This is a genomic window from Dolichospermum sp. LEGE 00240, from assembly GCF_015207875.1.
GTDB lineage: Bacteria > Cyanobacteriota > Cyanobacteriia > Cyanobacteriales > Nostocaceae > Dolichospermum > Dolichospermum gracile.
Genome location: NZ_JADEVZ010000044.1, coordinates 1 through 24,087, shown reverse-complemented (window position 1 = coordinate 24,087; position 24,087 = coordinate 1). Strand labels below are relative to the sequence as shown.

Here is a 24,087-nt window from a genome sequence, read left to right as displayed (position 1 = left end):
ATCAAAAAAATTCTCTTGTGGGGTGGGCATCTTGCCTGCCAACCACTCCTATATTTCTTGCAAATTCCATGAATGAAATGACAAATCAAAACCCACTAATAATTAAAGAAAACATCTGTTTTCAAATAGATAACCTGCAAATAGAAATCATCTCCTATTTAGGACAACTCACACCTGATATTTATTACTTTCAAGTCAATATCATATCTGAAAAACCAGGTTTACTGAGAATAGGTGCAACTAACAGCGCACTCAACCGAGAACTAGAACTGAGAAAAAGACTAGGTGATTACAAACTCGTTACCGAACTACTTGCACATAGCCAGGACAATATAACTATTGAGATTAAACCCCAAAATATACCAGAAATTGCAACTATCTTTTCTCCTATCCCAGAAATAGATGCAGCCTCAGAATCTTTAGAAAAAGAATATTTAGAAGACGAATATTATCCAGAAACAGAAATTAGCACCAATATATCAAATCAAAAACTTATCCTTCTTACCTACCTTCCCAAGGAAAATCAGACCCTAGAAACTTGGCTAAAAACCGAACATTCTTTAGAAGAATCAATATTTTTAACCAGCCAAATATGTCAACTATGTCGCTATCTTTATCAAAGAGAATGGTGTTTTATCAATATCCTTCCCCAATTTATTCAAATGGGAACACCTATACAATTTTTCGATATTACCAGTGCCTATCCTTTGGGTGAAACTCTCAATTCTGGGTTAATAGGAACTTATTGCGCCCCCGAATTAGCATACTGTAAAAACCCCATTCATGAAACAATGAGTAGTTATACAGTTGCAGCATTATTATATCAGATAATTCACAACAAAACCCTATCAACAGATCAAACCATAGAAATACAAATTAATCCCATTCCTATTATTTATCAAATTCTCAAAATTTGTTTATCTTCCCTGCCAGAAGAAAGATTTCCTCTAGAACAACTATTAAAAATATTAGTTCGCACCCGCCAAAACATTAGCACACCCAAAATTAACTGGCAAATAGCCAGTCTTTCTACCGTTGGACTATCAATAAACCGGTTACAAAATGAAGATAACTATGGCATTAAAAAACAGAAAATCAGTGATAGAGAAACCATCCTCTTAGCGGCGATCGCTGATGGTATGGGAGGAATGTCTCAAGGCGAATTAGCCAGTCAATTAGCAATAAAAACAGTTTTAGAAACACCCATCTTCTTCCAAAATCAAACCATAAAACAATACCAGGAATGGCTAGAAAACCTATTTATTCAAGCCAACGAAACAGTATCAAATCAACTTAAAGATGGGGGAACAACCCTCAGCATCATTTTAGCTGTATCCCAACAATTAATAATTAGTCATGTTGGTGATAGTCGCATTTACTTACTACGACAAGGAGAAATAAAACAACTCAGTCAAGATCATTCTCTTGTTGCTATGTTAGTAGCCAGTGAACAGATTACAGAAGCTGAAAGTTTAGATCACCCAGATAGAAATATTCTCACAAAATCCATCGGTACAAAACGCAGATTAAGTGATGGTTACGTCCAAAATTTAAAACAAACTACTCCAGAATTATCGATGAAATTAGAACATGAAGATATTATTTTACTATGTTCTGATGGGGTTTGGGACTTAGTGCCTAAAAATGAAATAGCGGAGATTTTCACCCCTGATCAAAACCTACAAATATCAGTTAATTTGACTATTAATAAAGTTTTAGAACGTGGTGCATCTGATAACGCCACCCTTTTAGCATTACAATTTTTAATCAATTCATAGATCCCCGACTTCTTTAAGAAGTCGGGAATCTTATTCTCATTAATTACCAATTATCAATTATGTCTATTCAATGTCCAACCTGTCTCACAGATAACTACGATTATGAAACTAGCTGTATCGCTTGCGGTACACCTTTAACCTCCTCTTCCACTACATCAAATCTGCATTTATCCCCAGGAACATTATTAGGGAATGGCAGATATAGAATAGATAACATATTAGGACAAGGTGGGTTTGGTATTACTTATGCAGCCACTTATATCTCCAACTCTACCAAAGTTGCCATTAAAGAATTATGGCCAGAAAATGCTGCTAGACAAGGTAATACAGTTCTGTGGCCAATGTCCATTACCCCTGTGCAGCGTCAACAACAACTGCAACAATTTCAATTAGAGGCTAACTATTTACAAAAATGTGTTCATCCTCATATCGCTAAAATTTATGAATGGTTTACAGAAAATGATACCGCATACATGGTAATGGAATTACTTGTTGGTAAATCATTAGATAAAATATTGCTAGAAACAGGACCACTAGCAGAAAATCGAGTTAAAAATTATTTTGTGCAAATTGCTGAGGCTTTAAAGGTTATTCATGGTCATAATTTACTGCATAGAGACATCAAACCAGAGAATATTATTATTGTCCCTCCCGATAAAGCTGTATTAATTGATTTTGGCGCAGCTAGGGAATTTATTGCCGGTCAAACTGGGGATATGACCCGAATATTAACCCCTGGATATGCACCTTATGAACAATATATTCAAAAAAGTAAGCGTTTTCCTAGTACAGACCTTTATGCTTTATGTGCATCAATGTATGAATTATTAACGGGAAAATTACCAATAGAAGCCACAGATAGAGCCAGTGCTTTTTTACAAGGTAGTTCAGTGGATAAATTAGTTTCACCCCAACAACTACGCCCTGATTTAAGTTCTTTAATAGAAAAAGTTATTCTCACAGGAATGCAATTTAGAGTAGAGGACAGATTTCAAACGGCTGATGAATTAATTAATGCACTTCAAGGTAAATTTATTTCTCCTCAACATCAACGCGCCAAAGAATTAGTCAAACAAGGTCAACTAGCTGATGCCGTTCAAGCATATCAAAAATATTTGCAACTAGCACCAGATCATGGAGAAGCAGCCGTAGAACTAGCATTATTACAAATATATCTTGATGATCAACAAGCAGAAGCAGCCGCAGAAATAGCCATTCGATTACAACCCAATGACGGCAGAGGTTATGGAGTTTTAGGACTGATTAATTGCCGGCAAAAAAATTGGGAAGAAGCAGTTAAGAACTTACAGAAAGCAGTTCAAATAGCTCCTCATGAGGCTTGGATACAAGCTAATTTTGCTTGGGCATTAGGTAAATCTGGTAAATGGAAAGATGCAGAGAATACAGCAAATAAAGCATTACAATTACAGCCTGATTGTACCTTTGCTTTGGGTTTGCAAGCTTGGATATATGTACAGCAACAAGAATGGAAATTAACTATTCGTGCAGCTACACAAGCAATATTTAAATTACAGAATCAGAAAAATAGTCCTGAAAAAGAGTTACAATCTAGCCTATATCCTTATTTAATTATAGCTTTAGAAAAAGCCGTTGTCACTAAACAAGCTAATGATGTAGATAGAAGAATTGAAGAATTCATTAATCAAGTGCCTGATAGTGCTATAGCTTGGGGTTTAAAAGGTTGGAAACAAGCCACTAAATATTTATGGCAAGATGCTATCAGCAGTTTTGAAAAAGCCAGTCATCAAGCATCAATTATAGATTGGGTATTAATTAATCACGCTATTACTCAGGAAAATTTACAAAATTATCAAAGTGCTATTCAAATCTATGACAATTATCTACAAAAATTTACGCCTCAAGCCTTTATTTTATTTCGTCTCGGTACTTTATATGCCCAAATAGGAGAATGGCAGAAGGCGAAGTTATATCTTGAAAAAGCAATTAAGTATCATCCTATTTATGCTGAGGCCTATCATAATTTAGGTTGGGTATTGCTGAATATTAAAGGTCAAGATGGACAGGTAGAAAACTGCCGAGAAATGTTATCTGCTTATAGTAAAGCTACAGAATTATATGCAAAAGAACAAAAATTACCAATGAATGTAGGTATTAAACAGGCTTTTCAATTGGTAGGACTCCAGATCCCCGACTTCTAATATGAATTCATCATTTATTTATAAGTTTAAAAAAGAAGTCGGGGATCTTTGGGAGAATAGATATTCCAACTTGCAAAATAAGTCTGCTTTTAGCTATTTTTCGGACGTTTTAGGGGAGTAGAATTAATCGGACCAAGAATTTGATTTAAATCCCGTAATTGTTCAGCCGTACCCATACAAATTAGGGTATCTCCCGACATTAAAACAGTGTCACCAGTGGGACCACCAATGAGTTTACCATCAAGGCGACGAATTGCTAGAACTAATGCGCCTGATTGCGATCGCAATTTGGCTTTTTGTAAAGTTTGACCAACGAAGGGACACCTACCTGGATCTAGTAAAAATTCTTCCATATATAACTGGCGGTCTGTACCAGAGAGAATCCCATCCACAAAGTCTAAAATCTGCGGTCTGAGGGCTGCTGCTGCCATGCGTTTGCCGCCGGTAATATACGGTGAAATTACGGCATCTGCGCCACCACGTTGTAACTTTTGTACCGCTTCTTCCGTACTAGCGCGAGCGATCGCCCGAATATCTGGATTCAGAGTTTTTGCTGAGAGAACAGTATATAAATTTTCCGCATCTGAAGGTAAAGCCGCCACAATACAAATTGCTTTAGTAACGCCAACTTTTAACAAAGTATCATCTAATGTCGCATCACCTTGAAAAACAGTATAACCAATTTCCTGGGCTTTTTGGACAGATTCTAGTTCCGAATCAATCACCACAAAAGAAACAGCTTCAGCCTGAAACTCCTTAGCAATTTGTCGCCCAGTGCGACTAAATCCACAGATAATATAATGTCCTGATAATGATTCCATTAAACGCCTTTGTTGTCGGAGTCGAATTCCTTCTAGAAAATAACCTTCAATGACTGCGGCTGTAAATCTATTGACAATATAACCAAGATTGACCACACCCATTAAAATCAAAGCAATCGTAAACAACCGCCCCCGACTACCCAATGGATGAGTTTCTCCATAACCGACAGTTGCCAAAGTAATCACAGTCATATAAGCTGCATCTTCCCATCTCCAGCCCTCAACCAGGGAATACCATAGAGTCCCGATTAGGAAAATACCAGCTAAAGCAAGCGCCCCAGCCATTAACTCCTTTTGAATACGTTGATATTTTTGTTCAAGGGTAGAATACACAGGCAATTAAGAATTTAGAATTTAGAATTTAGAATTTAGAATTGAAAAACTTCTAATATCAAGATTCAGAATATAGAATCTTTCAAGTCAAGGAATAGGGAATAGGGAATAGGCTTTCTTCTTTCTTTCTGACTCGGTGACTCCTGACTCGGTGACTTCTCTTAAAATCATCAAAAATTTTGTTCATATTTCCCAGAATCTAGTAGAGTATTACGATACAAGCTTTTCAGGAGTAGCGGTAGTGAGCGTGCAAACTCTAATTGAACAAGCCACGAACCCCCCGGAGTCAGGTATTATGCCATCTACACCTTTTGATGTTGATAGCTTTGATGGGGCTGTCATGTCTACTTATGGACGGTTTCCTTTGGCTTTAGAACGGGGTGCTGGTTGCCGTGTTTGGGATAGTCAGGGCAACGAATATCTGGATTTTGTCGCGGGTATTGCCACTTGTACTCTAGGACACGCCCATCCAGCAATGGTAGAGGCTGTAACTAGACAAATCCAGAAATTGCATCATGTTTCTAATTTGTACTATATTCCTGAACAGGGTGAGTTAGCGAAATGGATTGTTAATCATTCCTGTGCGGATAGAGTATTTTTCTGCAATTCTGGTGCTGAAGCCAACGAAGCAGCCATTAAACTAGCGCGGAAATATGCCCACACCGTCCTAGAAATTGCCCACCCGATCATTTTAACTGCCCATGCCAGTTTTCACGGACGGACTTTAGCCACCGTGACTGCCACTGGACAACCAAAGTATCAAAAGCATTTTGATCCTTTAGTTCCTGGTTTCCACTATATAAATTACAACGATATTAGAGCAGTGGAAGCCGCTGTTACTGAATTAGATGAAGGTAATTATCGGGTAGGGGCAATTTTAATTGAACCATTGCAAGGGGAAGGTGGCGTTCGTCCTGGGGATATTGCCTACTTTAAGCGGTTACGGGAGATTTGCGACGAAACCGGTATTTTGTTGATTTTTGATGAAGTACAGGTTGGAATGGGACGCAGTGGCAAATTATGGGGTTATGAACATTTGGGAGTAGAACCAGATATTTTCACCAGTGCAAAAGGTTTGGGCGGTGGTATTCCCATCGGTGCGATGATGAGTAAGAAATTCTGCGATATTTTCCAACCAGGAGAACACGCAAGTACATTTGGTGGTAATCCCTTTGTCTGTGGTGTGGCGCTGAGTGTGTGTGAGACTTTGGAAAAAGAGAATATTTTAGAGAATGTCAGAGAACAGGGCGCACATTTACGAGAAGGATTAAGAGCGATCGCTCGTCAATATCCTCAGCATATCTCAGAAGTGCGCGGTTGGGGTTTAATCAACGGCATGGAAATCAAAGCCGATATTCCTTTAACAGCCCCTGAAGTCGTCAAAGCTGCTATGGACGCAGGTTTATTACTTGTTCCCGCAGGTCCTAAAGTCGTGCGGTTTGTTCCCCCTCTCATTGTCACAGATGCAGAAATCAAACAAGCATTAAAAGCTGTAGAAAAGGCATTAGCTAAACTGACAGCTTAATTCATAATTCGTAATTCGTAATTCGTAATTCGTAATTTTAGGATTATCAATTACGAATTTTTTATCTTGACAAATTTAAACATATCAATTAGGAAAAAGTTTATCAGTTGTAGCATTGCCTTTTCAAACATCCTCTAAACCACACTCTTGTTTCTCTCTTCCTTTGCGCCTCTGCGTGAGATAAAAAAATGTAGTTCATTTTAAAAAAACGCTAGAAAGCTTAGACGCGCTCCATGCCATTCCTAGTGTGGTTTTAGTGTGTCTCTTAATAGGTTAATCTAGTTCATAGGGGTTTCTTTGATTGTGTGGTAACTTTCTATGAAACTCTTTAACAAATGAGTAAGTAAAACTGCATGAGTCCAAATACAGAAACCATTTTCAGCAAAATCATTCGTAAAGAAATTCCCGCGAATATTGTTTATGAAGACGATTTAGCCCTAGCCTTTACAGATGTTAACCCCCAAGCACCAGTTCATATCCTCGTTATTCCCAAAAAACCCATAGTCAGTCTCGCTACCGCTGAACCAGAAGACGCAGCACTTTTAGGACATCTATTATTAACAGTTCAGAAAGTTGCAGCAGCAGCAGGACTAGAAAACGGTTATCGCGTCGTTATGAATACTGGCGCTGATGGTGGTCAAACAGTATATCATTTGCATATACACATCCTTGGTCGTCGTCCTATGTCCTGGCCTCCAGGTTAATTATAGCGTTTTCCAGTCATGCACAGAAAGTTGATTTCTGTGCTATTTTTACGGATTATAAACACAAATTATTGTTGCTTTGTTAGTTACAGCGATTTCCAATCATATAAGGTACATCCTAGCCCCCTCATCGCACCCCCCTAAATCCCCCCGCTGCGGGGGGAAGAAAAGGATAAGCTTTTGATACTGGAGGGGGTTGGGGGTGGGGTTCTTATTCCAGGTTTGATGACAATTTACTGTAGTATATGCAATATCGTCGTTTTGGTAAAACTAATTTATATCTTTCTGTTTTTTCTTTGGGAACAATGCGCTGTTTAACTGATAGCGAGAATGTCCAAAAACTTCTAGAAAAAGCTTTATCTTTAGGAATTAATCATTTAGAAACTGCTAGAGGTTACGGTGAGAGTGAAGCATATTTAGGTAAAGCAATAAAAGCTGGTTTATCAGTACCTCGCAGTCAAATTCACATTACTACCAAAATTCCCCCGACACCTGATGCTGATTCTATGGGTCGGGATATTGATGAATCTTTAAATCGCTTGAATTTAGATTATCTGGATTTTTTAGGAATTCATGGATTAAATACTTGGCAACATTTAGAATGGGTACAAGCTAAAAATGGCTGTATGCAAGCTGTTGAGGAAGCTATTAATGATGGGAGAGTGCGACATATTGGGTTTTCTACTCACGGTTCACTAGATGTAATTTTAGCAGCTATAAATACAAATCTTTTTGAATTTGTTAATCTCCATTATTACTATTTTTTTCAACATAATGCCCCTGCTATTCAGTTAGCGAAAGAGAAAGATATGGGCGTTTTTATTATTTCTCCTGCGGATAAAGGCGGAAAATTATATACTCCACCCCAAACTTTAAAAGCACTCTGTCACCCCTTGACACCATTAGATTTAAATTATCGGTTTTTGCTGAGTGATAACCGCATTCATACTTTGAGTATAGGACCAGCAAAACCAGAAGAGTTAGTAATATCTCCAGAACTTTTTGATCATGAAAATGAATTAACAAAAGCCGAAATTGATATTTTTGAAAAATTAGAAAATCAGCAAAATCATGTTTTATTAACTGATAAATGTAGTCAATGTTATGCTTGTTTACCTTGCCCGGAAAATATTCACATTCCCGAAGTTTTAAGATTACGAAATTTAGCGGTAGCTTATGATATGATAGATTATGGTAAATATCGTTATGGAATGTTTGAAAATGCCGGACATTGGTTTCCCGGAATGAAAGCCAACCGTTGTACAGAATGTGGTGATTGTTTACCCAAATGTCCAGAAAATTTAGATATTCCTACTTTGCTAAAAGATACCCATGAAAGATTACAAGGGAAAGCAGGAAGAAGATTATGGGGGTGTACTGCAAACGGTTCATAGTTTAACCAAATATGAAACCCCTCTCCAAACCTCTCCCCGCAACGGGGAGAGGCTTTGAACCTTGTTCTTTGTATGATAAAAAAGTCCAGCTTCTAGCCGTTTTGAGTATAAATTGAAAATTTAACCTTGATTCTTTGCGCCTTTGCGTGTTAGCGAAGCGGGGCGAAGCCTGACATATTCATATTTGCCAAAAATCTAAGCTTGTTTAACTTTTACTTCCTCAACCTCTGCCAAAGTTTCCATAGTTAACGGTGTAGATTGACTAGCGCCAGAGAGAAGTTTTAACAAATTAGGACGGGCATCATATAATAGATAGATAATGCGATCGCCTATTTCCCACTGTTGGCTTGCAGACATCACCTGTAACCGTTCTTCTCGTTCTAACAATAGTGGTACTAAAATCCCCTCTCGAACTTTTTCTTGGATATGTTCTTGTTGAGAGTCAAATTCCGCCGCATTTAGTGTCGTTGTTCCTAATTTCACCTGTCCATTCATCAAATATTCATTCCAAGTTTTTACCGGTAAATCAGAGACAAAAGCTTGATCAACCTTACTATTAACCAAAGGAGAACCTTGGGGATGATGGGGAAATATAGCTAAAACCCGGGGAGGATTAAATTCCTCAGCAGCCCGTTGAGCTAAGACAAAATTCACCTCACCATTACTGGTAATGGCTAAAAAAGTCCCCATTGAACCAATACCAGCTTCTTCCAGTATTTCCCCATCTAAAGCACTACTAGCAATCACCCGCAAATTTTGGGCTTCAGCCCGAGCCAACCGTTCCGGGTCAGTATCAATCATCACCACACTTTCTCCCCGTTCTTGAAAAAAGCGGGCAATTAATAAACCCAGGGGGTTACAGCCGACAATTACCGCCCCAGTTGCATCTTTAGAAGTAATTCGCAAACATTTAACCAACCAGCCAGCGGTTAAACCTTGACAAAAAACCGTCATAATAATTGTCAAAAACACCAAAGCTTTAATCGAATCACCACCATTCACGCCCCGCTGGGTCAGTAAAATCGCAAATAAAGACGCTACAGATGCGGAAACTATACCTCTGGGTGCAACCCAACTTAAAAATAGTTTCTGTCGCCAATTGAGATCACTATTCCAAGTACACAAAATAATGTTAATGGGGCGAACCACAAACATTAACACCAAAACCGTGAATAAACTCCCCCAACCTAAAGCGAAGACACTGGCAATGGATAAATCAGCCGCTAGGAGGATGAATAATACAGAAACGCTGAGAATTGTCAGTTGATTTTTAAAGCTTCGCAATAACCGCTCTTCGGGAACTGAAGAGTTAGCAAACACCGCACCTGCTACTACTGTGGTCATAATTCCTGATTCAGAGCGAATCATTTGCGCTAGGGCAAACAACACCCATAAAACCGCCAGTACAACCAAATTTTTCAGTTCAAAAGAGATGAAATTGGCGCGTTTGAACATCCAACTCATCAAGTATCCACCAACGCCACCAATGCCCGCACCCACAGCGAAACGTAAAATTAGACCAATAATGGCATTAATTGGGTCCCTATCGCCGTTTAAAATCGTATCCAGGACAACGTAAGCCAGGATAGCTCCCACGGGATCTATTAAAACTCCTTCACCTTCTAATAGCGTTGCGACTTGTCTATCTACGTTAATTTGTTGAATTAATGGACCAATTACGGTCGGTCCGGTGACAACAACAATGGACGCATAAAGCACTGCTATATTCCAGGGAAACTCCCCTAGCCAGTGCGCGGCCAGACTTCCCCCTAGTAGGGTGATTAGAGTTCCCAAGGTGACGAGTAACTGGAGACTGAGGGAAACTTTGCCCAACTCCTGTCGATCTAATTTGAGTCCTCCTTCAAACAAAATGATTGCTGTTGCTAGGGAAACAATCACTTCTAATCCTGTTCCTAGTAAATGGGGTTGTAATATTCCCAGCCCGTCTTTCCCTAACAGGATGCCTAATAGGAGTAGTAACACGATACTAGGTAATTTGAAATATGCAGCCATTACCTGGGCGCTAATGCCTGCAAAAACAGTGATCACCATCTGGAGGGTGATTTCAAAAGGTGCTTCCATGTTGTAGATTTTGAGCCATTGATTTCAAAATCCTCTCTAAAGAATCATAAACATTAAGTTTACAAAAATTGTAGTCTGATTATTTTTTTTGGCAAAAGGCAAGGGGCAACAGCTAGATATTCGTCCTACCCCTTGATCCTACGGCTAAAAAAAATCTTTCCAAAACCTCTTGACATTCTCAAAAAAACCCGCTATATTGTTGAAAGTGAAAAGAAACAAGCCCCCATCGTCTAGAGGCCTAGGACACCTCCCTTTCACGGAGGTAACAGGGATTCGAATTCCCTTGGGGGTACTATCAAAGGGATAGAAAAAGAGTAAAATTCTTTTTCTGTCCCTTTTAACATTTCTGTAGTTCTTTTATAGTGATACAAACGCAGGAATAAATATTTCCAATCTTAATAAATTTATCCTCACGCAAAGGTAAGGAGTTTAAACATTAAACTAGGAAAATTTTATACTGAATATGGCTTTGCCATGCGGGCTGTCTGGGAAAATTAAGGATTATATTCAAATTTGTTTGGCGATCGCTACTAATGTCACAATTCAATAACTATAGTTAAACTATAGGCTTACGCATTGACCAAGTTTACCAAATATGTAATGTGGATTTTATCTGTTGGGGGGTGCGTCAGACCCGATAATTTGACAAAAAACAAATTTCCTCTATCTGACACACCCTACTCTTATAAGAATAAATTAAGTGATATGGAATGGAAGTCCCTACGGTTTAAAAAAAGTTATTATAGGAAATCAATCATGCAGACATCAATTTTTGTTTATATTTATGATGGCAAGGTCTAAAAAGTTTCGTTGGCAAAAAACTAAGTATTCTACCTTAGCCCGAAAAACAGACATTTTCAGGGCTGCGGCTAAATTTATGTTATTTCTGTGGTGGGATAGTATTTTTCCTCAAGATTCTTTAGAACATAAGAAAAACCGCGCTACTTGGTTGGTGAATACTTTAATTGATTTAGGTCCTACTTTTATTAAAATTGGTCAAACTTTGTCCACTCGTGCCGATTTATTGCCCTTAGAATATATAGAAGCTTTGGGAACTTTACAGGATCAGGTTCCGGCTTTTAGTAGTCAAGAAGCAATTAAGATGATTGAATTAGAATTAGGTAAACCTGTCCAATTTATCTATAAAGAATTTGATTTTAATCCCTTGGCTGCTGCTAGTTTAGGTCAAGTTCATAAGGCGACATTATACTCTAATGAAGAGGTGGTTGTTAAAGTCCAACGTCCCGGTTTAGATGCTTTATTTAATTTAGATTTTAAAATATTATTACAGTTAATTAAGTTTGGCAATAAATATTTTGCTGGAGTAAGAAAGTATAATTTACAATCAATTTACAATGAGTTCTTTGATTTGCTGTTTCAAGAAATTGATTATATTCAAGAGGGGAAAAATTCTGATAAATTTAGAGAAAATTTTCGTGGATATCCGCGAATTATTGTTCCTAAAGTCTATTGGCAGTATACAACGACCAAAATATTAACTTTAGAATATAAACCAGGAATTAAAATCAATGATAAGGCGGCTTTAGAAGCTTGTGGAATCAATATTCACCAGGTAAATGAAACGGGGATTTGTTGTTATCTAAAGCAACTATTACAAGATGGTTTTTTTCAAGTTGATCCCCATCCAGGCAATATGGCTGTCAATTCAGATGGGAGTATTATCTTCTATGATTTTGGCATGATGGCAGAAGTCGGAACTTTGAATAAGGAGGAGATGATTAAAACTTTTTTTGCTATTTTAAAAAAGGATAGTAGTGAAGTAGTAAATACTTTAATGAGGATGGGATTACTTGAACCGATCCCAGATATGACTCCAGTCAAAAGATTAGTCACATTTTTATTAGATAAATTCACCGATAAACCTTTAGATGTTAAAGCATTGAGTCAGGTAAAAATTGAGCTTTATGAAATGTTTGAACAGCAACCATTTCGCTTACCTGCTCAAATGACATTTATTTTAAAAGCCATAACTACATTGGACGGTATTGCGAGAACTTTAGAGCCTGAATATAATCCTACAGTATTATCCCAAACATTTATCAAAAGTCTAGCAGTCACAAAAAGTAAAGGAAACACTATCGCTCAATTAAGCCATCAAGCTAGGGATTTTATTCAATATCAACTGACAAAACCGAATAAAACCGCAGTTTTAGTCAAAAAATTAGAGGAAAGAGTTGAAAGGGGAGAGTTACAACTAAGAGTTAAAAATGTTGAAAGCGATCGCCTATTAGGACGAATTTATCTGGCCATCAAAACCTTAATTTATGCTTGTTTAACAGGATTTAGTCTCTTGACGGGATTAATCTTAATTATCGCCAAGTATCATAGTTGGGCGATCGCCATTTTTTGTCTATGTGCTTTTTGTCTATTTTTGTTGGTAAAATCCCTCATAAAATTAACAATTATCGAGAAAATAGGCAAAAAGTAAGTAGCTAGTACCGCAAGGCGGAAGTCAAAAGTCAAAAGTCAAAAGTCAAAACTAATACTGAGCAAGCTTTTTGGCGATTGATAATGGTTGATTTATTTACGCCGTGTTGTACTAGGTAAAGATTTAGGTCTAATGTCCTCCCTCTTCCTTCTTCCCTTCTCCTTCTTCTTTTTCTTTTTTCCGACTCCTGACTCCTGACTCCTGACTCCTGACTCCTCCCATATCAGTTAACTGGGGGAAGGATAAAGGAAACGTGAGCGTAAAAGTAATTTCACTGAGTTGAGAATTGAGGATAGGAATGCTCTCCACAGTAATTACACCATTGAGATGTTGCACTAAAGACTTCACCAAAGCCAGTCCTAAACCAGTTCCGGGAATCCAGCGCCCTTTACCACGCCGAAATTTATCGAATATATAAGCCGCTTCTTCTCCAGATATTCCCTGTCCGGTATTTGTTACCTTAATAATGACCTGATCGAGTTTCCCTGTAATTTGGGGAGTGACTTGTACGCGGACGATTGTATCATGCTCCGAGTATTTACAGGCATTGGTTAATAATTCTTGTATAATTCGGTCGAAACTCTCGACTTCTGTTGGCAACTTTATCGGCTGACTCGGTAATTCTACGGCAATACTTAATTCTTTATCTGTAAGTTGCTGATCAAAGGACATGAGGAGGGTGTGAATTTTAGCATTTAAGTCTAGACCTTCAAATTGCGGTGATTCTTGATGAGATTCTAGTTTTTGCAGGGTTAACAGGTCGTTGATTAAGTTAATTTCTTTAGTACATTCTGACTCCAAGATGTTTAAATATCGGTCTTGACGTTCTGGGGATATTCCTGGTAAACGTAAATTATGGATAGACATCAGCATATTTGTCAGAGGACAGCGCAAGCGATCGCTAATATTGCTGACAAATTCATCTTTAAGTTCATTTAATTGTTGTAGTTGTTCTACGTATTGCCTAGTTCTTTCATACAATTTCGCTTGAACTTCCAAACTACGCTTGAGTTCTTCAGTCCATTCATCTGCTAAAGTTTGCACTTGTGGCAATGTTTGGGGTTGAATAACAGCATCACTTAGTTGAGCGCAAAGCATTTCTATTAAATTTAAGTCTGCTGTTTCCCAATTACGAGTAGTTGCTTGCTGTAAAACTACAAATCCTAAAACCTTACCTTGACTTTCTAAGGGCATTAATATCGCATGAGGAAACTCCTTAATGGCAGATAAAGAAGCAGAATTACTAGTATTTTCATCTTCACAATTATTAGTCATGATTGGCTTTCCTGGATATGTAAACAGAAGTTTTTTTGTCCATGCTCCTACTAAATTTGCCTTAACCTTGGGTATTTGCTGCTGAGGAGGTTTTCTAAATAATGGATCTCACAAACTAACTAATAAGTAGGTGAACACAATCAAACCAATCTGTGTAAAGAAAAGCCAAATCGCCCAACCCATCTTCACTCTTGCCTCTTGCCTTTTGCCTTGCCATAACGACGATTTTCAACGCTAACCTACTTAGTGATAGTGAAAATAATATTTGAAAATTTGATCTTGTGCGAGTCTGGCATTTAGCTTATCCTGCCTCTAACTAGATATAAACCGTAATTACTCTATAATTAACCTAGAAATATCAACTTTTACATCCGAATTAACACGGGAAACCTGACCTGATCCGTACAATTGTCTTAAATAAATCTAAAAATTAGTATTTTACCCAGTTACTAAGGTAGCGGCTGGGCAAAATTAACTAAAACTGCCGACTAATCAACCAAACTCTTCAGACTCAGAGGAACTATATCACCATTCCTAGTCAGTCCTAATAACATTGACTGTTGCGATTCAATTAATTTACCTGTAAGTACACAGCGGTCATCTTGTTGTGCTACAGCAGCAATACTAGCGCGAATATCAGATTTAGAAAAACGGGGTTTCCATTCACCTGATTTTTGCTGGATATAATTCCAAAGGATATCTCGAATTAAAGACTGATATCCCTGATTGCCAGCTATATCTTTGAGTTTCTCCTTTAGTTCCCGTTCTAGACGGATACTGGTAACTTCCATATCAGTTGTTGGGGTGCGTGTAATGATCTGCATGATTTTTTCTCCTTATAGGTATAGACAGGATAGTAATACAAGTGTAGTATGTTTAAAGGAATGTTCAATAAGTGAAATTTTCTGTGAAATCCATTTATCCCATCTCCACGTCTTCACAAGCAACCCAATGCCTCGGCAGTTGGGAATTTGCTGCTGGGGACGTGGAGAATTTATTTATGGGCGAGGATAGCCAATATCAAGGGCAAAAAATAAAAGGTACAAGCAGAAAAATGCTGTACCAAAATAAGACGAAAAACCATCAGGTCAATTGTTAACCCCCGCAATGTTTCCGACAAAAAGTGGGGGTTTTTTTATAAGGAGTCAGGCTGTGACAAGCGCAATCCAAGTATTAGAGCAATCTGTGGTCGTGTTTTCCCAGAATTACTTGCCACTGTGTCGGGTAAATGTCAAGCGGGCGATAGTGTTGCTGGTCAGCAATAAAGCTGAACCATTGGAATTTTCTACAGAAGGCGGTTGGTTAATTCACTCATCCAGATTCGTCCTCTCTGTACCCAAACACATTCGCTTAAAAGTTGCGGCAACGGAACGAATGTGGAAAATCCCCCCAGTCAATCGTCGGGAGGTTTTACGACGAGATCATAGTAGTTGTCAATATTGCGGTACTAACAAACATCTCACCCTAGATCATGTCATTCCCCGATCCAAAGGCGGCCGACATACTTGGGATAACGTAGTCATAGCTTGCGAAAAATGTAATTCTCGCAAAGGTGATAAAATCCCGGCTGAAGCTGGGATGCTTTTACGGAAATTACCTAAAGCACCTGTTCACCCGACCGTGACATTTGCTGAGAGGTTTTGGATGGATATGCAAGCAACCCTGGAATAAGAGGAAGGACGGGGACTTATGCCAAATTTTTTTCATCTAAAATCCAAAATTCCCCGTCATTAATGCATTTCTAAAAGTTCAGGAACTGTAACCAATCGGTAGCCTTGCTGTTTGAGTCCGCTGATGATTTCTGGCAAGGCTTTCACGGTTCTTTCACGATTCCCGCCACCATCGTGCATTAAGACAATAGCCCCTGGTTTAGCATCTCTGAGAACATTTTTCACAAATACTTGATATTTTGCCCGCGGATCGGTGTCTGCCGAAGTCACTGACCATAAGACAACGGAGTTTTTTTGGCTTTTAGCATAAGCAGCTAATCCGTTGTTTAAATAGCCTCCTGGGGGACGAAAAAAAGATGTTTTGACACCTGTAGTTTGATAAATTAATTCATTTGTTTTTTCAATTTCACTTTTGGCTGTAGCTTCATCCATCTTTCGATACCAATGATGCCAAGTATGATTACCAATAGCGTGACCTTCAGCGACAACTCGTTTACCAATTTCGGGGTTTTCTTGTAAAGCACTTCCTACCCAAAAGAATGTAGCTTTTACCTGATTTTGTTTGAGGATATCTAACATTTCTGCGGTGGTTTTTGGCCAGGGACCATCATCAATTGTTAAAGCAATGACTTTCTCTTTGTTGCTAGGCGCGACTTTAGAAACGGTTTTTGCCTGATATTTAGCAGGAACGGTAAAATTCAGGGTTTCAACTTTAGCTGGTAGTTGTGATTTGAGATTCACTTGATTGTTAGGAATGGCAACTTTTAAAGACTCGCTATTGATTTTTAGTTGAGGTGTATTTTGGTTGCTGCTACAAGCGTTTAAAGATAATACTATTGTGGCAATGCTAATTATTTTTATGGAATTATAATTTGGGGACATAAAGTTAAAGCTCTCTACGGAAAATCGTCGTTATGGCAAGGCAAGAGGCAATCATGCAAGAGGCAAGATTGAAGAGGGTTTGGGCGATTTTACTTTTCTTTACACAGATTGGTTTTATTGTGTTCACCTACTTGTATTGTTTAGAGTTTCAGTCAAAAAAAAGATGTTTTTCAAAGATGCGTAGATCGGAAAAACAGTGTTATTATTTATATCTCAAGTTTAAAAACATGAGTTTTTTCTGTTCCCTGTTCCCTTGTCATCACAATAATTTTTAATGTCCACCTACTTAACTTAAATTAAAAAAAATTAATATAGATTACAAATGATAACCAACATCAGATTTTATTAATTTTATCGGACACAATTAGCTGTATGCTTAATGATAGGCAACCTAGTTGTCACTTCACGTAATTAGGCATACAAAAACTTAATATTAATAACTCTTTTGCTTGTTGGTATTAGTTTTGCTGATAATCAGTTAATTTATGCCTAAATACTCAACTTGGTTATTTAGCACATCATGAAGAATATTCTGATCGCTTGCCTGACGCAGCCATAGCTCAATACTAGCAGCAAAAACCACAAAAACCTTCACGACAAAGACGGAAAAATGATCCAAAAAATTTTGTTGGCTGTCTCCGGTTTGGGACACGCGGAAGAAATGCTCAAGAACTTGAAAGAACTCCCTTCATTTCGAGGCGCAAAAGTCACCGTTCTCCACGTTGTTACTCCACAAAGCACCGCATCTGTAATGACGGACAAATGGGAAGAAGGGGGCAAAATTCTGGCTAAGGCTATTCAGTATTTAAACTTAGACCCCAGCCAAGTTTCTTCGATTTTACGTCAAGGTGATCCCAAGGATGTGGTTTGTCAAGTCGCTGACGAAATGGCAGCTGATTTGATTATTATGGGTTCACGGGGGATGAAGCGACTACAATCAATTTTCTCCAATTCTGTCAGTCAGTACGTTTTCCAATTGTCTTCCCGTCCCATGTTGCTGGTGAAAGATGACATTTATGTCAAGAACATTAAGCGCGTTATGGTGGCAATGGATAATTCTGATGCTGCTAAAAATTGCTTAAATTTAGCTTTGTTCTTACTCCGGGGTGTTACGGGTGGACAATTGGTTTTAGCTAATGTTAATGCAGATTTAGGTGGTAAATTATCAGGTATTACTGACCTCAAACCAGAGAAGAATTCTGTTTTGGGAATGGCTTTAGCAGAAGCTGAGAGACAATCTGTAGCTGTGCGTTGTGTTACTAGCAGTGGTAAACCAGGAGAAGAAATTTGTCGTTTAACCAATGAGTTGAATATAGACTTATTATTGATTGGTTCTCCGGACCGTCGCCCATCTATTGCTAAGAGTTTTGTTGATATAGATCGGCTAATTGGCTCATCTTTATCTGATTATGTTCGTGTTAATGCTACCTGCCCGGTGCTTTTGGCACGTACCACTGGGTAGTGTCTTCGTATTAGCAAGCCATAATAGGGTTTGCTGAAAAATTTGTCTGTGAGAGCTAGGAGTCAGGAGTCAGAATTAGAAGAAGAGAAGAATACTCTTGAATTTGGTCAAGTGATAGGGTTTTGGTAGTTTCAACGCTTATTCCTGGCACTTGTTTCACCTTTTTTACTTTCAAACTCTTGATATATCTCAGTTCTAGGTTTATATTGCTAACGCCACGCTACGCTATCACCAACCCCTAAATAAAAACCCCTGCACTATATTTAGTTTAGGGGGGTTTTTATTTTATAGACCAGATATTAACTGTCTTTTCCACCGATTTTAAATTGCTCACAAAAGCTAATAGCTGTTCGCAAAGCTGTCAATTAACCTTCAGTCTTGGAGGTTTGGATGTAAAGCATGATCAAAAACACCGCGGGTACTAATACGAACAAAATGCTCGCTACGAAACCCAAATCATTAACTTGCATAGCAAGATAGCCTTTTGTGTAATTTCGAGTCAACTATTCCAGAATAGCATCATAGATGACAGAGTGAAGCCAAATTTTTTATTGGCTTTAAGGTTTGGTGATGACGCTAACAGGTCCGTTCACTAGGGTTTGACAAGCTAGACGGTAGTTGTCAGGCTTGTTTTTGAATTTGCGGTTTTCTAGGTCCGTGCGGGGAGATAGGTTTTCTAGTCCTTCGACAATTTGGACAACACAAGTGGTACATTGTCCAGCGCCTCCGCAATTGGTGATTTTGCTGAAAAATTTATAAATATCAATGCCATTTTCTACGGCTTTTAGTCGAAGATTAGCACCTTTGGCGACGACTATTTCTCGATTCTCTTTGACAAATTTGATGTTTCCCATAGTAGATTGCTGGTGATTGAGGATGTGACTGGATTAATTATATTGATTTATTGCAGAATATTAAGAAATATTAATTTTACCAAAAAAATAGGACAGGTGGATGTTACCTGTCCAAAAAGTTGGAGATGGGTAATTTATCTGAAGCCCACTGCTGCTTGCCAAACAAAAGCAAGTAACAAGAAGAAGACGGGAATCACAGGTAATACATCTACCAAGGGGTCGAAGATTTGGTAAGCTTCAGGCAATTTTGCTAGTAATAGTGCTGCTTCCATGTTTGTTTAAATCCACCTAATAATCAAATACAGCTTTTATATGCGAGATGTATTTTAACATGGTTTGGTCATCCAATTTTGGATTTTGGATTTTGGATTGGCAAGGATTCAGGTGGGGGTAAGCTGTTGTGCATTTAGTTTGTAAATTCTAGCGGGCAAGATGCCCGCACCACAAATGCGATCGCGAAGGGCGACCTAGGAATCGCCTATGGCAGTTCATTCCTCGCCATCGCTCTTGTTCTCCTCCTTATTTATTAAGGGTTTTACGTTAAGTTGGCACCAATGAGCTTTTGCTTTACCCCTACCATATATCGAAGTTAAGGTGATTCATATTGACTTCATATCACTAAAATTAATAACGTTGAAAGGTTAATGACCACTTATTTGTCAATTTGTCAATAGTAAATTTCTACTATCGCTCAAATTAGATCATTTCTGAGCAAATTTATGGCTAAAATTTTTGTAAAGTTTTGTATTAGCCTGGGAAATCAATTTCTGAAACTACTGTCAATAAAGGGTTTGAGACTAACATCTTCTGAAAAATCCAAAATTGACAATAATAAACCAATTATGAAATTCTCTGAAATTATAGCAAATCGCTGAAAGTATAGCAACCTCGTTGATAAATAGAAAAGATTCTCAATTAATTATTAAGAAAATCTAAAGGCAAATTGCTAAAAGTTATAAATATCAAAAGTATTATTGATTTTCTATAATTCAAGCTTATCATACAGCCATTATGAATAATATATCTGATAAATAGCATCTGGGATAAAACTAAGAGCATATTATTATACAATAGTTTCTGCTTGTTCTAATACTAGATTATTATAGGACTTACGCAAGTGTCACACCAAAAATCTGTTGTAGGGTGCTTTACTACTGCATAAATCCTGCAAATAAACAGATTGTTGATATCTGACGCACCCTACCAATGTGCCAGTTGCGTAAGTCCTGTATTAATTAGACTCATATCTAAACCTCTACCATAACCTTGATAAGCAATGGTAGATTTACCTGTAGCTAAATTCGGTTTTAATTCCTCTTCAATCTATTATGTATTTCGTTCTAAAAACTTACCAATATCCCCATTATATAAATGAATTATAGAAACAATCATTTGTTTAACTTTCAAAGGATTATTATTACAGAAATTACATAAATCATACTTTTCTTGATCAGTTCCCCATAGTGGTTGTGATTCTATCAGAGACAAAGCTATTTCTGAGGAATTAGACAACTTTAAACACCGTACTGATGATAGCCAATATTCTAAAAAAGTGAATTCTGGATATTGTTCTCGACTGGTGAAAATCACACAACTTTGATGATTTGTTTCAGCAATTATTTTGATGAATTGCATATATTTTAGATGATCAATATCTACATGATCCAAAATAATCAGACAACGATGGGTACGCAAATAATAGATAATTTGATTGATATTGAGTTTGTTTTCTTTGTGATGGGAGAACAAAGATAGCAAGTCAGTCATCATACTATCAAAACATGGAACTGTCGGTACTGAACGCCAAAAAACGTAATCAAATTGATCCTGAATTTGTTTTACAAGTTGAGTAGCTAAGGTTGTTTTCCCAACTCCACCTATACCGAATAATCCTAGTAAGCGACAACCATCTTGTAAAATCCATGACTGCAATTGTGTCAGTTCTTGACTATATCCGTAAAATGCTGAAATATCAATTGCAGTTCCCCAGTCTGGGAATTGATTTAAATTTGGTTTTTTTTGCGTATTTGTGCGTATGCGGGGGGGGAATATTACTTCAGCGCTGGTAGTAATTTCTTGCCAATCTAGATTTAATCGCCGACATAGTTCTTCAAAGGTTGCATAACTAACAGGTTTACCAGTCAGGAAGTTGCTAATTGTAGTTAAAGACAATCCGGTATCATAAACTAAGGCTCTTTGGTGGAGATAGCCACTTTGTGTGAGTGCTATTTTAACTTTGTCAATGTGGTCATTATGAACGCATAGTGATCTTGACATTGCTGATCCTGGATTAATGTATAACTTAATTAGTATATATTGGATTATCCAATTATATCTTACGTAGATTCTCATCTCTGTGCCGGTTAAAGATGTGGCATGAAGATTATATTTTTAACTACAGACTATGTATTAACAAAAGTCATTCATAAGTCAGGATAAGTCAGAATAAGTCAGTATTTCTCAGTACGGAAGTTGGTACAGGGTTGGGTAGATTGGGGAAATGCTAATTAGCAGCGCGTAAAAATATCACGAAAACAATATCTGCAATTTTAAAGGGGTGTATCATGAAAAACTTCAACATTTTACTGAACAATTCATTTGAAATCCGTTTTCCTAATTTAGATAGCATTCTCAATCAAGCGTTACAGAATACATCTGAATATCTCCGTCAGTTCCGATTTGATGCGGGGTACACCCAGAAGCTGGAAACCACTTTTGGTAATGATTTTAATCGCTCGATACTATAGCTGGATTTGATCCTACTAAAGATGCCATCATTGAAGTGACAGGTTTAGCCGGCACTTTGGGACTCAATAACTTTACAACTACCTTAGCGTAGCTTCTGGTATCCTTTAGGGAAACCACATTGTAGAGATGTTTCATGGAACGTCTCTACATCAGCATTAAACCATGCTGTAATTGATGCGATATGCAAGGGTTTAGCAGTGCTAAACCCCTTAACGGGTGACAAGTTATCTATCACTTCTTCGTCAATTTGTCAATAGGGAATTTTTGCGATCGCTCAAATTAGATCATTTTTAAGCAAATTTATGGCTAAAATTTTTGTAAAGTTTTGTATTAGCCTGGGAAATTAATTTCTGAAACTACTGTCAATAAAGGGTTTGAGACTAACATCTTCTGAAAGATCCAAAATCGACAATAGTAACCTAATTATGAAATTATCTGAAATTATAGCAAATCCCGGAAAGTATTGCAACCTCGTTGATAAATAGAAAAGATTCTCAATTAATTATTAAGAAAATCTAAAGGCAAATTGCTAAAAGTTATAAATATCAAAAGCATTATTGATTTTCTATAATTTAAACTTATCATACAGCTATTATGAATAATATAAGTAGGTCAACATTATAAAACCAAACTGTGTAAAGAAAAGTAAAATCTCTCAAAACCTGTCCCCTGTTCCCTTGTCATAACGACAATTTTTAACGCCAACCTACTTAGTGCAAAATTAATAATGATATCGGCAAGAAATAATAGTTACATAGACATCATCAACAGCATAAACCAAACGATTTGTATCATCAATTCGCCGTGACCAAAATCCGGCTAAATTTTCCTTGAGAGGCTCTGGTTTACCAATACCCTCAAAAGGCATCCGCATCGTCTCCTCAATCAACTTATTGATTCTTTTGAGAGTCTTTTTGTCTTGCCCTTGCCAGTAAAGATAATTACCCCAAGCCTCATCAGTCCAAGCCAACATTCTACTCATTTAACAAATCTCGCTGCACCACTTTCCCCTGCTTAAATTGAGCAATGGAACGTTCTAAATGGGCTGCATTTGCCGGAGACTTCAATAAATACACAGTCTCCATGAGACTATTAAAAAACTCCAGGGACATCACCACCGTATCATCAGCATCCCGTCTAGTGATAATTGTATAGTCGGCATCTTCCGTCACCTGGTCTAAAACCGTTTTCAGACTATTTCTGGCCTCGCTAAAAGAGATAATTTTCATTGGCGGAGAACCTGTACTGTTTATTGTACAAGTATAGCGGGTTTGGGTAAATTGTACAATCCCCAGACGCGGATGTAGTATTTTGTCTTCCTAAGAGGATGTTTGAAAAGTTTCCGGCGATTAGAAATCGCTACTACGCAAAGATATCTTACAAAAAATCCATAAATTAGAACAAGCTTTATGAAAAATGTTAGAAATGCCGATGACTATTTGGCAATAGAGTAGTTGGGTATTATGCCCTTGCTTCTGGAGCGATTAGTGTACAATCAGCGTTAGGTAAATTTCGGCGAAATATGCCTGACCCTATTCCGGTAGTAATTTTAGCAAGATTAGCAATAGATAGTTCTTATCAAAGTCAAGGTTTAGGACCTGCTTTATTTCGTGATGCGGCGCTAAGAGGGTGTTTGAAAAGTTAGAAGTTGAGTAAAAAAAGCTCTCAGGGTATAATCTGTAAATACTAAAAATACAGAACCGTAGAGAGCAATGAGTAAAGTATACTCCAGCAACCTAACTAAAGAACAGTGGGAACTAATAGAACCTTTAATTCCAAGAGCTAAAACTGGTGGTAGAAAACGAGAAGTAGATATTTGGTGCGTACTTAATGCCATCTTTTATGTATTAACTCAAGGATGTACATGGCGAAACTTACCCGGAGACTTTCCCCCATGGCAAACTGTATATACATATTTCCGCAATTGGCG

Annotated in this window: 23 protein-coding genes, 1 tRNA gene and 2 pseudogenes; 13 read left to right on the top strand and 13 right to left on the bottom strand. The window is 37.7% G+C overall.

The window, feature by feature from the left end:
* Positions 1-68: 68 nt before the first annotated feature.
* Both IQ226_RS15185 and IQ226_RS15180 read left to right on the top strand, forming a co-directional pair.
* Entirely contained in the window at positions 69-1,778 is a 1,710-nt protein-coding gene (locus IQ226_RS15185; protein WP_193896667.1) for a PP2C family serine/threonine-protein phosphatase, read from the top strand.
* A 59-nt stretch (positions 1,779-1,837) separates the two neighbouring features.
* Positions 1,838-3,958, top strand: coding sequence for a serine/threonine-protein kinase (locus IQ226_RS15180; protein ID WP_193896665.1), 2,121 nt, complete (start codon positions 1,838-1,840; stop codon positions 3,956-3,958).
* A gap of 89 nt (positions 3,959-4,047) precedes the next feature.
* Here the strand turns inward: IQ226_RS15180 and IQ226_RS15175 are convergent, their stop codons facing one another.
* Positions 4,048-5,112, bottom strand: coding sequence for a TrkA family potassium uptake protein (locus IQ226_RS15175; protein ID WP_370567155.1), 1,065 nt, complete (start codon positions 5,110-5,112; stop codon positions 4,048-4,050).
* 241 nt (positions 5,113-5,353) lie between these two features.
* Between IQ226_RS15175 and IQ226_RS15170 the strand changes: the two genes are divergently transcribed.
* From IQ226_RS15170 to IQ226_RS15160, 3 genes are all read left to right on the top strand, one after another.
* Positions 5,354-6,637 (top strand): aspartate aminotransferase family protein, encoded by a 1,284-nt coding sequence (locus IQ226_RS15170; RefSeq protein ID WP_193896664.1) that lies wholly within the window; start codon positions 5,354-5,356, stop codon positions 6,635-6,637.
* Positions 6,638-6,990: 353 nt separating this feature from the next.
* Complete coding sequence (locus IQ226_RS15165; RefSeq protein ID WP_193896662.1) at positions 6,991-7,341, top strand: histidine triad nucleotide-binding protein; 351 nt, start codon at positions 6,991-6,993, stop codon at positions 7,339-7,341.
* Between the two features lie 245 nt (positions 7,342-7,586).
* On the top strand, positions 7,587-8,735 hold the full coding sequence (locus IQ226_RS15160) for an aldo/keto reductase (RefSeq protein ID WP_193896660.1): 1,149 nt from the start codon (positions 7,587-7,589) through the stop codon (positions 8,733-8,735).
* Between the two features lie 195 nt (positions 8,736-8,930).
* Here IQ226_RS15160 and IQ226_RS15155 read toward each other — a convergent pair whose 3' ends face one another.
* Complete coding sequence (locus IQ226_RS15155) at positions 8,931-10,817, bottom strand: sodium:proton antiporter (RefSeq protein ID WP_193896658.1); 1,887 nt, start codon at positions 10,815-10,817, stop codon at positions 8,931-8,933.
* Between the two features lie 219 nt (positions 10,818-11,036).
* On the opposite strand from IQ226_RS15155, the gene IQ226_RS15150 reads away from it, so the two are divergent.
* Both IQ226_RS15150 and IQ226_RS15145 read left to right on the top strand, forming a co-directional pair.
* Positions 11,037-11,109 (top strand) — tRNA-Glu (locus IQ226_RS15150).
* Between the two features lie 492 nt (positions 11,110-11,601).
* Positions 11,602-13,266 carry an AarF/ABC1/UbiB kinase family protein gene (locus tag IQ226_RS15145; protein WP_193896656.1) on the top strand — a complete coding sequence of 555 codons (1,665 nt, stop codon included), beginning with the start codon at positions 11,602-11,604 and terminating at the stop codon, positions 13,264-13,266.
* Positions 13,267-13,395: 129 nt separating this feature from the next.
* Here IQ226_RS15145 and IQ226_RS15140 read toward each other — a convergent pair.
* Both IQ226_RS15140 and IQ226_RS15135 read right to left on the bottom strand, forming a co-directional pair.
* Positions 13,396-14,649: pseudogene (locus IQ226_RS15140) on the bottom strand (ATP-binding protein); the annotation flags it as partial.
* Positions 14,650-15,029: 380 nt separating this feature from the next.
* Positions 15,030-15,365 (bottom strand): ribbon-helix-helix domain-containing protein, encoded by a 336-nt coding sequence (locus IQ226_RS15135; RefSeq protein WP_193896654.1) that lies wholly within the window; start codon positions 15,363-15,365, stop codon positions 15,030-15,032.
* Positions 15,366-15,693: 328 nt separating this feature from the next.
* On the opposite strand from IQ226_RS15135, the gene IQ226_RS15130 reads away from it, so the two are divergent.
* Positions 15,694-16,212 carry an HNH endonuclease gene (locus IQ226_RS15130; RefSeq protein WP_193896652.1) on the top strand — a complete coding sequence of 173 codons (519 nt, stop codon included), beginning with the start codon at positions 15,694-15,696 and terminating at the stop codon, positions 16,210-16,212.
* A 59-nt stretch (positions 16,213-16,271) separates the two neighbouring features.
* On the opposite strand, the gene IQ226_RS15125 is transcribed toward IQ226_RS15130, so the two are convergent.
* Both IQ226_RS15125 and IQ226_RS15120 read right to left on the bottom strand, forming a co-directional pair.
* Positions 16,272-17,093: a polysaccharide deacetylase family protein gene (locus IQ226_RS15125; RefSeq protein ID WP_193896650.1), complete on the bottom strand. Its 822-nt coding sequence runs from the start codon at positions 17,091-17,093 to the stop codon at positions 16,272-16,274.
* A gap of 478 nt (positions 17,094-17,571) precedes the next feature.
* Positions 17,572-17,712 carry a hypothetical protein gene (locus tag IQ226_RS15120; RefSeq protein WP_193896648.1) on the bottom strand — a complete coding sequence of 47 codons (141 nt, stop codon included), beginning with the start codon at positions 17,710-17,712 and terminating at the stop codon, positions 17,572-17,574.
* On the opposite strand from IQ226_RS15120, the gene IQ226_RS15115 reads away from it, so the two are divergent.
* The gene (locus tag IQ226_RS15115; RefSeq protein WP_193896647.1) at positions 17,704-18,555 is read left to right on the top strand and encodes a universal stress protein; all 852 of its coding nucleotides are present in this window, start codon (positions 17,704-17,706) and stop codon (positions 18,553-18,555) included. The two genes, IQ226_RS15120 and IQ226_RS15115, sit on opposite strands and share 9 nt — an antisense overlap.
* A gap of 365 nt (positions 18,556-18,920) precedes the next feature.
* Here the strand turns inward: IQ226_RS15115 and psbM are convergent, their stop codons facing one another.
* The 5 genes and pseudogenes from psbM to IQ226_RS15095 form a co-directional block, all read right to left on the bottom strand.
* Positions 18,921-19,025 (bottom strand): photosystem II reaction center protein PsbM, encoded by a 105-nt coding sequence (gene psbM, locus IQ226_RS15110; RefSeq protein ID WP_015079946.1) that lies wholly within the window; start codon positions 19,023-19,025, stop codon positions 18,921-18,923.
* Between the two features lie 87 nt (positions 19,026-19,112).
* Complete coding sequence (locus IQ226_RS15105; protein ID WP_193896645.1) at positions 19,113-19,409, bottom strand: 2Fe-2S iron-sulfur cluster-binding protein; 297 nt, start codon at positions 19,407-19,409, stop codon at positions 19,113-19,115.
* Positions 19,410-19,543: 134 nt separating this feature from the next.
* Entirely contained in the window at positions 19,544-19,681 is a 138-nt protein-coding gene (locus IQ226_RS15100) for a photosystem II reaction center protein K (protein WP_006195022.1), read from the bottom strand.
* 958 nt (positions 19,682-20,639) lie between these two features.
* Positions 20,640-20,732 (bottom strand): annotated as a pseudogene (locus IQ226_RS25180) (dTMP kinase); the annotation flags it as partial.
* A gap of 3 nt (positions 20,733-20,735) precedes the next feature.
* Positions 20,736-21,686, bottom strand: coding sequence for an NB-ARC domain-containing protein (locus tag IQ226_RS15095; RefSeq protein WP_193896643.1), 951 nt, complete (start codon positions 21,684-21,686; stop codon positions 20,736-20,738).
* Between the two features lie 287 nt (positions 21,687-21,973).
* Here IQ226_RS15095 and IQ226_RS15090 point away from each other — a divergent pair, with 287 nt between their 5' ends.
* Both IQ226_RS15090 and IQ226_RS25970 read left to right on the top strand, forming a co-directional pair.
* Positions 21,974-22,156, top strand: coding sequence for a hypothetical protein (locus tag IQ226_RS15090; protein ID WP_193896641.1), 183 nt, complete (start codon positions 21,974-21,976; stop codon positions 22,154-22,156).
* The gene (locus IQ226_RS25970) at positions 22,153-22,248 is read left to right on the top strand and encodes a bluetail domain-containing putative surface protein (RefSeq protein ID WP_370567157.1); all 96 of its coding nucleotides are present in this window, start codon (positions 22,153-22,155) and stop codon (positions 22,246-22,248) included. The genes IQ226_RS15090 and IQ226_RS25970 overlap by 4 nt, the downstream gene beginning before the upstream one ends.
* Positions 22,249-22,878: 630 nt before the next feature.
* Here the strand turns inward: IQ226_RS25970 and IQ226_RS15085 are convergent.
* Both IQ226_RS15085 and IQ226_RS15080 read right to left on the bottom strand, forming a co-directional pair.
* Positions 22,879-23,139, bottom strand: a complete 261-nt coding sequence (locus tag IQ226_RS15085) for a Txe/YoeB family addiction module toxin (RefSeq protein ID WP_027401524.1) — start codon at positions 23,137-23,139, stop codon at positions 22,879-22,881.
* Positions 23,132-23,386: a type II toxin-antitoxin system Phd/YefM family antitoxin gene (locus tag IQ226_RS15080; protein WP_193896639.1), complete on the bottom strand. Its 255-nt coding sequence runs from the start codon at positions 23,384-23,386 to the stop codon at positions 23,132-23,134. Before IQ226_RS15080 ends, IQ226_RS15085 begins: the two co-directional genes overlap by 8 nt.
* A gap of 293 nt (positions 23,387-23,679) precedes the next feature.
* Here IQ226_RS15080 and IQ226_RS25600 point away from each other — a divergent pair, with 293 nt between their 5' ends.
* Together IQ226_RS25600 and IQ226_RS15070 are read left to right on the top strand one after the other, a co-directional pair.
* The gene (locus IQ226_RS25600; protein ID WP_255539970.1) at positions 23,680-23,802 is read left to right on the top strand and encodes a hypothetical protein; all 123 of its coding nucleotides are present in this window, start codon (positions 23,680-23,682) and stop codon (positions 23,800-23,802) included.
* Positions 23,803-23,869: 67 nt separating this feature from the next.
* On the top strand, positions 23,870-24,087 hold a 218-nt coding region (locus tag IQ226_RS15070; RefSeq protein WP_193896637.1), incomplete at its 3' end, for a transposase.